10 protein-coding genes are annotated in these 11736 nt (G+C 46.9%); all 10 read left to right on the forward strand.

The window, feature by feature from the left end:
* Positions 1–133 precede the first annotated feature (133 nt).
* Positions 134–748 carry an HAD-IA family hydrolase gene (locus tag MKX76_RS01815; RefSeq protein WP_341035011.1) on the forward strand — a complete coding sequence of 205 codons (615 nt, stop codon included), beginning with the start codon at positions 134–136 and terminating at the stop codon, positions 746–748.
* Complete coding sequence (locus tag MKX76_RS01820; protein ID WP_341032838.1) at positions 749–1294, forward strand: GNAT family N-acetyltransferase; 546 nt, start codon at positions 749–751, stop codon at positions 1292–1294.
* The gene (locus MKX76_RS01825) at positions 1291–1758 is read left to right on the forward strand and encodes a DUF2691 family protein (RefSeq protein WP_341032839.1); all 468 of its coding nucleotides are present in this window, start codon (positions 1291–1293) and stop codon (positions 1756–1758) included. The genes MKX76_RS01820 and MKX76_RS01825 overlap by 4 nt, the downstream gene beginning before the upstream one ends.
* Positions 1752–2801, forward strand: a complete 1050-nt coding sequence (locus MKX76_RS01830; protein WP_341032840.1) for a serine hydrolase domain-containing protein — start codon at positions 1752–1754, stop codon at positions 2799–2801. Before MKX76_RS01825 ends, MKX76_RS01830 begins: the two co-directional genes overlap by 7 nt.
* 190 nt (positions 2802–2991) lie before the next feature.
* Positions 2992–4536 (forward strand): response regulator, encoded by a 1545-nt coding sequence (locus MKX76_RS01835; protein WP_341032841.1) that lies wholly within the window; start codon positions 2992–2994, stop codon positions 4534–4536.
* Positions 4537–4558: 22 nt separating this feature from the next.
* Entirely contained in the window at positions 4559–6379 is a 1821-nt protein-coding gene (locus tag MKX76_RS01840) for a sensor histidine kinase (protein ID WP_007127854.1), read from the forward strand.
* Entirely contained in the window at positions 6376–7911 is a 1536-nt protein-coding gene (locus tag MKX76_RS01845) for a response regulator transcription factor (protein WP_007127855.1), read from the forward strand. Before MKX76_RS01840 ends, MKX76_RS01845 begins: the two co-directional genes overlap by 4 nt.
* A 125-nt stretch (positions 7912–8036) precedes the next feature.
* A complete protein-coding gene (locus MKX76_RS01850; protein ID WP_007127856.1) occupies positions 8037–9731 on the forward strand; it encodes a hypothetical protein in 1695 nt (564 codons plus the stop codon).
* A gap of 86 nt (positions 9732–9817) precedes the next feature.
* Positions 9818–10777, forward strand: coding sequence for an ABC transporter permease (locus MKX76_RS01855; RefSeq protein WP_007127857.1), 960 nt, complete (start codon positions 9818–9820; stop codon positions 10775–10777).
* On the forward strand, positions 10777–11736 hold the full coding sequence (locus MKX76_RS01860; protein ID WP_007127858.1) for a carbohydrate ABC transporter permease: 960 nt from the start codon (positions 10777–10779) through the stop codon (positions 11734–11736). The genes MKX76_RS01855 and MKX76_RS01860 overlap by 1 nt, the downstream gene beginning before the upstream one ends.

An 11736-nucleotide genomic window follows, 5' to 3' on the forward strand; every position in this document is an offset into this window, starting at 1 on the left:
ATGGAAAAGTTGAATGGCATAAGGGTTACGATGTACTAACTATATGGTTGTAGTGGCCTAAATTAACAATGAATTGACGGCCCTTGGCTTCCTCTTCTATAAATCCAATGCTTAATAAGGAGGATGTGTGATCATAAATATCCTATGGGATTTCGACGGTACCTTATTCAATACTTATCCTGCTTATGCCGCTATTTTTAAAGACGTGATGGAAGAAGACAAGGCGGAAGAGGAGATTCTGACCTATCTAAAAGTATCATTCACCCATGCTGTGAAGCACTTTAAATTATCCGAATCGCAAATTCGGGAAATTTTTAGAAGAGAAGAACGGCTCCTGCCTGAACAAACACCGCCATTTCCTCATGTAGAGAACATACTATCAGCGGCTAATAAGAGCGTTATCATGACTCATAAGCCTCGGAGGGAAGTGGAGTCTATTATTAAGCATTATGGGTGGGAACGATATTTTGTAGATCTCGTTGCAGGTGATGATGGGTACGCGAGAAAGCCAGATCCGGAATCTTACCTGTATTTGCATAAGAGAAATCAAATTGACCTTGTTATCGGTGATCGGGAAATTGATATTATCCCTGGAAAGCTCTTAGGTATTAAAACCTGTTTGTTTCAAAACAATACACCCGGAGCGGATTATTATTTATGGGATTATCGGGATTTTTTCAAAAACATTCATATATTATTAAATTCCAATCGAAGCTGGCTAGAATTTAAAATGAAAGGATACTTGTGAATGAAAATAGTGGATCTGACTAAAGAAGACACGGCTCGAATCCATCAAACCGCTAGGCTTTTACAGGAGAGCTTCGAGGCCTGGTCAACATATGAATCTGCAAAAGATGAAGTAATCGATTCATTGCAAGAGGAGAGAATTAGCCGCGTATTACTTAGCCAAGAGGGTGAAGTCATTGGGTGGATCGGGGGTCAAAGTCAATATGGCGGAAATGTATGGGAGCTCCATCCCTTGGTAATCCGTGAAGCTCATAGAAGAAAAGGGCATGGAAAACGGCTGGTTCTGGATTTTGAAAAGCAGGTTGCCCAAAGAGGCGGAGTTACGATCATGCTAGGCTCGGATGACGAACATAATCAAACGAACTTGTCTAATCGGAATATCTATACAGATGTTCCTGCGTTCATTAAAGAATTTCGAAGTGAAGATCATCCCGCAAATTTCTATTTCAAGTTGGGATATGTCATTGTCGGGATTATACCGGATGCAAATGGAATGGGAAAACCAGATATTTTAATGGCTAAGAGAGTAGAAGGAACAGCCACATGATAAGAGGAATTAGCTTTGAAATACCAAATAAGTATGGCAGGCTCCTTGGAGATATTTTGAAGCCCTTTGAAACCGATGAGTATAACTGGCTTGTTGGTGGTGAGGAAGCCTATTTCATCGTTGACGGTCAATTTGAGGAAACGCTCTTTGCAGGGGCGGGGGAGATTTGGGATGGAATAACCTTAAAAAAGCTTCTGGAGGAAAACGAATACTATATCATCTTCCAGGACTTGAAAGCCTTTCCTCAAGGAAAAGACATCGTAGAAGTAAAAACATATGAGGAATTTCTAAATAGTGATTGTCAGCTCGTGCTTCTGGTGGTTGATAGCTGCTTCGTCAGTATCTACTGCAAGAACAATAAGTTGATAGAAGACCTATTTAAGAATGCGCAGCATCGAGGATACGATCATGTAAGGTACATAACGGATGCAAACGATACAAGAACCGGCTTATCCGTATGGTGAAGAGAGAATGTGAACTAGAAAATAAAAAAATGAGGTGGAGTTCCATGCTAAAAAATGTAGACGAAATCGTGGAAGCGTTTAGCAAGGAAAATTATGTATCGGGCAACCTATTGATTTCAAGAGGGGGAAAAGAGGAGTTTAGCCGGTCCTTCGGTCAGGCGAGCATTCAACTAGGGGTTCCCAATATGCTGGATACGAAGTTCCATATTGCATCCGTAACGAAGATGGTTATTGCCGCTGCCATCCTCAAGCTCTATGAGCAAGGGCTTATCGATCTTGAAAATCATCCTGGCAAATATGTTGAAAAATTCAACGTTCTTCACCCGAAGATTAACATTCACCATTTATTGAGCCACTCGTCGGGGCTGCAAGATATTTATGGCGTGCCTAATTTGCGTTTTGAGATGAGTCGATTGCAAGTGGAGAACCAAGATTTTATCGATTATTTAACGCGCCTTAAGCAGCAGTTTAATCCGGGTGAACAGTGGAGCTACAACAGTACGGGGTTTATCATGTTAGGATATATAATAGAAGCAGTGACAGGGATGAAGTATGAGGAAGTATTGCATACATGGTTTTTTGCCCCGCTGAAGATGAGCTCCACCGGCTTGGATAACCCGCGGAAGATAACCCTTGGACGAGCATACGGACACACGTTGGAGAACGGCAAAATCGCCAATGCCGACAACGATAAATTAAGCGGTATTGAAGCACCGGGAGAGCTGTATTCTACGGTTCATGATTTGGACAGGTGGTGCGAGGCCCTTTTTAAGGGGGAGCTGCTTCAACCGGAAACTATGGATAAGATGTTCACGCCCTACTATGTTACAAGCTTTGACCCGAACCTCAATTATGGATATGGTTGGTTCTTGGGGACGGACTTTCGCTTGATCGGGGGAGGTACCCCGGGATTTCGCTCAGAAATCTGGTACTACCCTGCAAGTGATTTACGAATCATCATGTTATGGAATTACGAAAAGGTAGATTCGCATCAATTATTCCATAGGATGAAGCCTGTACTGTTCGGTATGCAGCAGCAATAGGCTCGCTTAAATGATGGCGAAAACTAAAATTTACCGGGTATGACCTTTATTTCGGCTATAGACGATTACGTAAGTTCTAATATAGGTTGAGGATACAGATTTCCCTGTTCTTGAGTTGTCATAAGTTAGCCTAAATCATGAGTGCGCTTACAAATTAGCATTATAGTCCAACTTCAGGGGAGCGATATCGATGATGAATGTGCTTTTGGTGGATGACGAGCCGTGGGTAATCGAGGGGCTTCGCACGATGGTGAATTGGAGAAATTTCGGTTTCCAGATATGCGGCGAGGCTTCGAGCGGCTCCGAAGCATTCAGCATGATTCAAGAGCTTAAACCGGAGCTGGTTCTGACGGATATCAATATGCCGGTGATCAATGGATTGGAGCTGATCGAGCGCTCGAACAAAAAGCTGGCAAGACCACCGAAGTTCGTCATATTGAGCGGTTACGATAATTTCGATTATGCGCTTACCGCAATGCAGCAGCGGGTCACGGAATATTTGCTCAAGCCATTCGACGAAGAAGAAATTGAGGCAGTCCTGATACGCCTGCGCACGAAAATTCAAGAGGAGCTTAAAGCGGAGCAATGCCATAGCCGCATGCAATTTTTGTTTACCAACAATCTATTGATCCGTTTAATTCAAGGCGAAGACAACGAGTCACTTAAGCTGCAGGCTGCAAAGGCCCTTCTTCTGCAGAAGGATTCGAAGCTGCGGTGCGTTGTGGTTGAAGCTTCCGGGCCATCCGACGCTCTGGCCGGACGGGTTAAGAAATATTTCAAGCAGGAACCCGATCGTATTTTCGAGGACAGCGCGGGGAGGATCGGGGTGATTCTGCCTGATGATGAATTCCCCTCTTGCCGGGTACATGAGCTCAGCGTGCAGCTCCACAGGGAGCTTGAGGATCCGTCAAGCCAGCCGGTCATCGTGACGATCAGCGGCGTTCTGCAAGGGATCGAGTCGATTCGAGAGCTGTATTTACAGGCGTTGGAGGTTAATAAATGCAAACGTTGTCAAGGCAGAGAAGGTGTGTATCTTTATAGGGATTTAAGGCAAGGCGGAAAATCGCAGGAGCTCGCAAAGGAGAAATTCAAGGAGCTTACGGAGCTTGTGACGGCGTCCCGAATCAACAAGATTCATGCCGCTGTTGAAGCCGCTTTGGACTCCATGTTGGAAGGCATGCTTGATTTGAAAGAGGCCATTTCCCATGTGGCTGACCTGGAGTGGAGTCTTTGCAGGCGGATCGGAGAAATGAACGGGGATCCGGATGCTTTGATGAGAAAGCTTCACGACGGCCATGGCGCCATCGACAGTTTCGGGAACTATTCCGCACTGAAAACCTATGTCCTTGAACTTTGCTTGGAGGCGGCCGATATCCTGGCAAGGCTTGAGGCCAAGAACGAGAACAATACGATATTTCACGTGATTCAATATGTGGACCGGGAGTTCCGCAGCAAGCTTCAGCTGCAGGATCTGGCCAAAATGTTTCACATGAACACCGCCTATTTGGGCCAGTTGTTCAAAAAAGAGACCGGTAAGCCGTTTAACGACTATCTTAACGAGAAAAGAATCGAGGAAGCAAAGCGATTGCTAAGACGCACCCAAATGAAAATTTCGGACATTGCGCTTCAGGTCGGATATCCGAATACGGACTATTTTATCATCAAATTTAAATGCCTTACAGGAGTGCTGCCATCGGCGTACAAGCAGAAAACCGAGAGGGAGCCGGCTGATTGAACGGCGGGACGGTGCCAAAATCATGAAAAAACGTTTCAGATTCCGATCATTTATTAACGATATACCGCTGAACTATAAATTCATACTCATCTACGTGATTGGCGTGCTGCTCCCGATCGCGGTTATCAATATCGCGTTTATGGACCGGATGACCGGCATCATCAAAGACCGCGAGGAACAAAACCTCCAGATCTCGCTGGAGCGGGCCAGAAAAGATATTCATGAGTTCATTGACGGCGGTGTAGCGGTCAGTCATGCGCTCAATACGGACAAGCTGCTGTATGAAACGCTGGACCGAACTTACGAAAGTCCGATCCAGTTTTACGAAACGTTCGACGAACAGCTTCGAAACCGGGTGACCAGTTATATTCCCGTCAACAATCAGATTCAGCGAATCAGCATATTTACGGAGAATGATACGATCATGCCCGGCGGGAATTATCAAGTGCTCGATGCCAATGCGAAGAATAGCGATTGGTATCGGCTGTGGGAACAATCGACGTCCCCTGTTATGGTAGCGGCTTACAGGGCGACAGAAGCAAATAACCGCACAGCTACGGTCCCTTATCTGAGTGTTATCGAAAAAATGGACTATTTTGACATATATAGCAAGTATGATAAATTGCTCCGGATCGATATTGACTTAAACAAAATTTACGATGTCATCCTGCGCGAGCAGGACTATTTAAATCTCTATCTGGTCAATGAGCATAACCAAATCATTATGTCTGCGGACAGCGGGTACCAGCGGGACGTCACCGATGCTTATCCTGTGTTTCAGCTTGCTGATCACGACAAGGACAAAGACGTACATGTCGTCTCCATCGGAACGGCAAGTTACGTAAAGGGCTGGAAGCTGGTTGGCGTGACGCAGGGAACCCGTTTATCCCAAGCCATGCGCGAAATGCAGCTTTATGTGGGGATGATCGCAGCTGTCATTACACTGTTTTCGTTTATATTTATTTACATCATGCTCAGATCATACAATTATCGGGTTAAACGGTTGTCCAGACATATGCAGAAGGTTACCAACGAGAAGTTCGACCTGATCCGAATGGATGAGGGCCGGGACGAGATCGGTGGCTTGATCCAGAATTTCAATAGGATGACAGCCGAGATTAACTCTTTGATCAACAATGTGTACAAGCTCGAAATTCAGAAGAAGAACCTGGAGATGGAGCGGGTACGGGCAGAGCTGAACTTTTTGCAAAGTCAGATGAATCCGCATTTTTTGTTTAACACACTGAATGCCATATTGGTCGTCTGTACGAAAAACAATTATTCCGACGTGACGGATATCATCAAGAACCTGTCCAGACTGCTTCGCAGATTGCTTAGCTGGAAAGCGGACATCGTCACGCTTGAGGAAGAAATCTTGTTCATCGAAATGTATCTGAAGATCGAGAAATTCAGATTCAGGGACAAGATTGAGTATGAGCTTGATATCGACCGGGAAGCGCTGCTTTATAAAATACCGAAGATGAGTATCCAACCATTGGTGGAAAATGCGTGCAAGCATGGCATTCAGGCTGTGGATGGGAAAGGCGTGGTCAAAATCAGCGCGACGGTAATAGACGGCAACCTTCGTGTATCCGTGCAGGACAACGGCAAAGGCATGGTCCCGGAAAAGCTTCGAGAGGTTCTTATTTCCATGCGCAACGAGAATACGTCCGGCACCAGCATCGGAATCCGCAATGTATATTGCAGGCTTGAGCTATATTACAACGACCTCGTCCGCTTTGATATTTACAGCAAACCGGATCAGGGAACGACGGTGTTCTTCGAGATTCCCGTCAGTCTGTTGGATCATCAGGATTACGAGCAAGGAGGGGAACGGAATTGAGATTTAAAGTTCTGCTGATCGATGACGAACCCGGAGCTTTGGAAGGCATGCAATTATGGATCAATTGGGAGGAGCTTGGCTTTGACATATGCGGCACATGCGCCAACGGCGCGGAGGGGCTGAAATTGATGGCTTCCCTTGCGCCGGATTTAGTGGTCACCGATGTACATATGCCGCTCATGGACGGCCTTGAAATGATCGGGGAGTGGCAGAAGAACGGCAACAAAGCAATCAGCTTCGCCATCGTTAGCGGATACAGCGAGTTCGAGTATGCAAGAAAAGCGATGCGTTACGGAATCGCGCACTATTTGTTGAAACCGATTGAAGCGGAAGAAGCCTCTCACGTACTGCGCGAGATTTATCGTGAATTGCTGCATGAAGCCGAGAAGCAACAATGGAGCAGTATTGCTTCCCGGGAAGAGCAAGTTTCAAAGATCCGTCAGCTGCTAGGGCACAGTCCGGCTCCGGATAGGGACGGACCGGACGGTCTGGAGCCTTTGTCAGCCAGCCGGGACGCATGGAACATCTGCCTGGTTCAAACGGAGCCAACGAGTTACGCGGAATTGAGGGGAATCGCCAGCTCCCTGGTTGAGCAGCAAAGTGCCATGTTTTTGATTGACCTGGACAAGAACCGCTTCGGCATCGTTCTCGGGTATTCGCCGGATGACGGTCAGGAGGATCCCGCGCTCCGGATGCTTGCTGACTTGTCTGCCCGATTCGCCGGTCACCGGGTGTTTATGGCCGTGGGCTCACCGGAACAATCGATCATGCGTCTTGCCAGCTGCTACAGCACCGCGGAAGAGGCGATAAAGCATAAGTTCTATGACCCCGATTATGCCGGGGTCATTTCTTACGAATCGGTCGATAACAGAAAGCTGGAATATCGTTACGCCTCGATACGCTTGGTGGACAGCGTGATGGAGGCGTTCAATCTTCTAAATGCCGCCGGTTATCAAGATACGATCGCTGCGGAAGCGGAGAGGTTTCGCAACTTGCGGCTCGCCCCTGAAACGGTGAAAAAGACTGTCATTCATTTGATGTACAAAATGAAAGAGTATATGGAGGAATCCGGCGAGCAGGCTTCGGATGTGCTGGCGAAATATGATGTATCCGCTTTGGCCGATTCGGTGATGAATCTGAACGATCTTTTTGATCTTCTGCTTAACTTCGGCCTCGAGTGCATTGATTTGCTGAGCCGGGAGCAGGCTCGTAAATCGCAGGGAATCATTCAGGAGATCAACGAATACATCCGGGAACATTACCGGGAGGGACTGACGATCAAGAAGCTGGCCGAGCGTTTTTATTTGCACCCGGTGTATCTTGGGCAATTGCTCATGAAGAAGAACGGTGTCGGATTTAACGAATGGGTGCATAATCTCCGGATTGAGGAGGCCACCCGGCTGCTTCGGCTAAACCAATATAAAAACAGCGAAATCGCGGAAAGGGTAGGTTATGTGAACTACAGCCAATTTCTGAAACAATTCGAAAAACGATTGGGTATGTCCCCCAATGAATACAAAAACAGGAACTAAAGTTTTTAGGGGAAAAGCTTTAATTGTGTTATAGTTCGCGTTTGGCAGCGCTTTTACAATAAAGATAAGTTATTGAAAGGGCTTACAGTCCTTGAAGTAACCATATCATTTCGGAGGTGCTTTAAATGGGGGGAAAGAAAAAGTCGGTACTCCGGTTCAGCATGGTGCTGCTGCTTTCGCTCGGTCTCGTACTATCGGCTTGCAGCGGCGGTAACAACAAGGGAGCCGCCAAGAACGATAATAACGGACAGGAAGCCGGGGAAAATGTCGCGAATGGAGTGGAGCCGTTTGAAATTTCGGTTTTCATCGGTCAGCCCGACCAGCAACCAACACCTGACAACAAGATTTATAAATTAATCAGAGAAAAGACAGGGGCATCCTTCAAATTCGAGTTCCTAGCTGGCGATATTGACCAGAAGCTCGGCGTTATGATCGCAGGGGGCGATTATCCGGACATGATGACAGCGAATCAAAAGCTGACAGCTGCCGGTGCCTTTATCCCGCTCGAGGATTTGATTGAAGAGCATGCGCCAAACTTGAAGAAGCATTATGAGAAGTACTGGAACATGATGAAAGACCCGAACGACGGTCATATTTACAATCTACCAAACTACGGCGTAACGAATGCTGACGTTACCTCGTCTTGGTATTCGGGCCCAGCCTTCTGGATTCAGAAGGACGTTTTGGCAGAGGCGGGATATCCAGAGGTTAAAACCTTGGATCAATATTTTGACTTGATTAAACAATACAAGGAAAAGCATCCGACCATCGACGGTACGCCGACGATCGGCTTTGAAATTCTGAACTATGACTGGAAAAACTGGGGTCTGTTCAATGCTCCTCAGCATTTGATCGGTCATCCGAACGATGGCGGCGTAGTCGTTAAAGACGGCAAGGCGGAAATTTTTGCCGATAAGGACTATGCCAAACGCTATTATAAAAAGCTGAACGAGATGAATGCCCTGGGCATCATCGACAAAGAAACGTTCACTCAAAACTTCGACCAGTATATGGCGAAAATCTCCAGCGGCGCAGTCCTTGGTATGTTTGACCAGCACTGGAACTTCCAAAGCGCTGAAAACGCGCTGATTACCCAGAAGAAAGATGAAAGAACATATGTCGGTCTTCCGCTTGTCTTTGATGAAGGCATCCGGGATCATTACAAAGACCGCCCGGCTCTGAACCTCAATAACGGGTTCGGGATTACGGTCAATGCATCCGAAGAACAGGCTATCCGAATTATCAAATTGTTGGATACGCTGATTCAAGAAGATTGGCAAAAAATCTTGGCCTGGGGGATCGAAGGGGAAGATTACATCGTTAAAGACGGCCGATTCATGAAAACGCAAGAGCAGCGCGACCAGTTTACCGATGCAACCTGGAAGCTCGCGAATAAAGCCGATTCCTTCTACGGCCAAGCCCCAAAAATGGAAGGTTTATTCTCGGACGGCAACGCGACAGATGCGGCTGCCCAGCCTGAAGAAATTCTGGCAGGCATGAAAGAGTATGACAAGAACTTCCTCGCCCAATACGGATTCAACAGCTATGTCGACTTCTTCAGTCCGGCTCCTGAGAACGACATCGCGTACCCGGCATGGTCTGTCGACCTGGTAGACGGATCTGAAGCGAAAATCGTGAATACGAAGCAAAATGAGTTGTCCACGAAGTACTTACCGAAAGCCATTCTAGCTAAACCGGAAGAATTCGACAGCGTCTGGGATGAGTACGTCACTGAAATCCGCAAGCTCAACATCAAGGCTTATGAAGATCGGATTAATGAAGTGCTGCAATGGAGAAGAGACACTTGGTCTGTTAAGTAAGGCAGCGGAAGATACATGAATCGGAAACGGGAAGGCTTCATGCCTTCCTTGTTTACGAAATATGGGGTTTTGGGGAGAACAAACTTATGGAAGAGACCTTTGTCAAAGACTCTGCCGTCCGGAAGCCTAAGAAAAACAAGAAAATCACCTGGGCCGTCCTCAAAGAACAGAGACAGTTGATCTATATGTCAGTGCCTCTGATGGCTTACATCATCTTGTTTGCCTATGTTCCCATCTGGGGATGGACCATGGCTTTCCAGGACTACAAGCCGGCTAGAGACTTTAGTGAACAGAAGTGGGTAGGATTTAAACATTTTGAATTTCTTTTTAAGGATGATAGTTTCCTGCAAGTGCTTCGCAATACGCTCGCAATGAGTGTTATCAATATGATTCTCGGCTTTACGACTGCAATTATTCTTGCGTTATTACTGAATGAAATCAAGAAAGTATTTTGGAAAAGAACCGTACAGACGATCTCCTATCTTCCGCACTTTCTATCCTGGATCATCGTAACCGGGATTGTGGCGACGAGCTTGGCTTCAGACGGAATCATCAATGATGTCCTTATGAAGCTGCATCTCATCAAGGAGCCGATCCAATGGCTCAGTGAAGGCAAATACTTCTGGGGAATCGTCGGAGCGTCGCATGTTTGGAAAGAAGTCGGCTGGAATACGATTATATATTTGGCTGCGATGGCATCCATCGACCCGGCGCTTTATGAGGCTGCCGATATGGACGGGGCAAGCCGCTATCGGAAAATGTTCCATGTCACTTTGCCGGGCATTAAGCCAACGATTATCATTCTGTTGATCATGCAGGTCGGTCACATTTTGGAGGCAGGCTTCGAGGTTCAATACTTGCTGGGCAACGGTCTTGTTGTCGACTGGTCGCAAACGATTGACATATTCGTACTGAAGTACGGGCTTGCCCAAGGCAATTACTCATTAGCAACGGCTGCCGGTATATTTAAAACGGTCGTTAGTGTGACGCTGTTATTGATTGCAAACGGAGTCGCGAAACGGCTAGGGGAAGAGAGGCTGCTATAATGGCAAATCAAACAATCAGCCCTGGGCCAGCAACTGCTGCCGCAGCGCCTAAATCCGTCAGAAAAAAAAGAGTAGAGCCGATCCTTTTTAATACGTTCAATACCTTGTTTATGATTGGTCTTGTCGTTGTCACATTATATCCGTTCCTGAACACGATCGTCGTTTCCCTGAATGCGGGGAATGATACGATCCGGGGGGGAATCTATCTCTGGCCGAGGGAATTTACTTGGCAGAATTACAAGGCGGTATTCGCTTCGGGAACGATATATGACGCGTTCTGGATTTCCGTGGCACGAACGGTGCTTTCAACGCTGCTGAATCTGGTCTTGACCACGATGCTGGCGTATACGCTGAGCCGTCGGGAATATGTATTCCGCAAGCCGATTACCTTGATCTTTATTCTGACGATGTACTTTAACGCCGGTTTGATTCCTGGATATTTTCTGATGAAGGACTTGCACCTGCTGAATTCGTTCTGGGTATATGTGATCCCGTCGATGATCAGCGCATTCAATATGATCGTTATCCGGACGTATATCGGAACGATTCCGGAAAGCTTGGTTGAATCGGCAAGAATTGATGGAGCCGGAGATTTTAAAATCTTCATTCGGATCATCTTCCCGCTGTGTAAACCCGTGCTGGCAACCATTGCGCTGTTCGTGGCCGTGGGGGCTTGGAACTCCTGGTTCGATGCATTCATCTATACCTCCTCACGCCAAGAGCTGAGCACTTTGCAGTATGAGCTGATGAAGTTGCTGTCATCCAGTATGAACGCGAACAGCAACCCGGCAGTGGCTGCCGGAGCCGGGATGACGCAGGACGCTGCGGTGAACATGGTAACGCCGATTTCAATTCGCGCTGCCGTAACGGTCGTGGCATCGGTTCCGATTCTGCTGGTTTATCCGTTCATGCAAAAGTACTTTGTTGTCGGTCTGAATGTCGGCAGTGTTAAGGAGTAG

This window comes from Paenibacillus sp. FSL R5-0810 (genome assembly GCF_038002285.1).
GTDB lineage: Bacteria > Bacillota > Bacilli > Paenibacillales > Paenibacillaceae > Paenibacillus_AQ > Paenibacillus_AQ lactis.